Origin of the sequence: Chloracidobacterium sp. (assembly GCA_025057975.1) — a bacterium.
Classification (GTDB): Bacteria; Acidobacteriota; Blastocatellia; order Chloracidobacteriales; family Chloracidobacteriaceae; genus Chloracidobacterium.
The window spans coordinates 1-739 of record JANWUV010000039.1 but is presented as its reverse complement, the minus strand read 5'-3'; the positions used below and the strand labels follow the sequence as shown (position 1 = coordinate 739).

Sequence of the window (739 nt, the reverse complement as noted above, 5' to 3'; positions counted from 1 at the left end):
TGAACCGGTACGCTGGTCCTACCAGGTCAACACCTTCAAAGCGGCCCAGGTGCACTACTACGCTGAACCCCGCAAATTTGGCGAGCGCACCGGCAATTTTCCCATCAATTACGGGCGGGCCAAGGAATTGGCCATCGGGAGTGTCTATCAAACCTACGTCATTGCGCCCGCAGGTGTGCCGATTCCCCGCTGGGTACGGCTAGGCAAATGGGCGGCCAAGGTGCAGGTGCAGGTGCAACAGATACCGGAGCCAAAACCAGGTTCAGGTTGTTATCTATGCACTCACCCTCTCAATCCGGTGGACTTGCCCACTTCCACCCGCCTGTTACTGTACAACCGGATTGTCATGCCCCCCAGTAGTTTGGTCAGCCATGCCCAACTGGAGGGAGATTACTGGGTGATTGGTCGAGACACCTGTTTGCCTCGAGGAGTGTGTTATGGAGCCAGTTACTCGTAAATCTACGGCGTTACATGCCATCGTGTTTGAGCTAGTGGCGACTGAAAAAGGCGAGCTGCCAGCCTACTGCGGGCGTGCGATTCACGCGCAAGTTTTGCGCTGGATTTACTTGGGCAATCCCCAGGTTGCTCAGGCGGTCCACGACGGTCCCGAATCCCCTATCTCCGTATCGGATTTACTCACTAAAAAACGTGACGGTCGAGTGGTGCGCTCAGGTGATGTGTGTTTCTTCCGTTTAGGGATATTGGATGCGGACATCCTAGAGCCTTTGATGCTGGGACT

General features: G+C 55.3%; 2 protein-coding genes. Both read left to right on the top strand.

Going from position 1 to position 739, the window contains the following annotated elements; translation table 11 throughout:
* Positions 1 to 457, top strand: a 457-nt coding sequence (cas5d, locus tag NZ585_14935; GenBank protein MCS7081326.1) for a type I-D CRISPR-associated protein Cas5/Csc1, incomplete at its 5' end; no start/stop codon positions are given.
* On the top strand, positions 438 to 739 hold a 302-nt coding region (locus tag NZ585_14930; GenBank protein MCS7081325.1), incomplete at its 3' end, for a CRISPR-associated protein Cas5. The genes cas5d and NZ585_14930, both read left to right, overlap by 20 nt.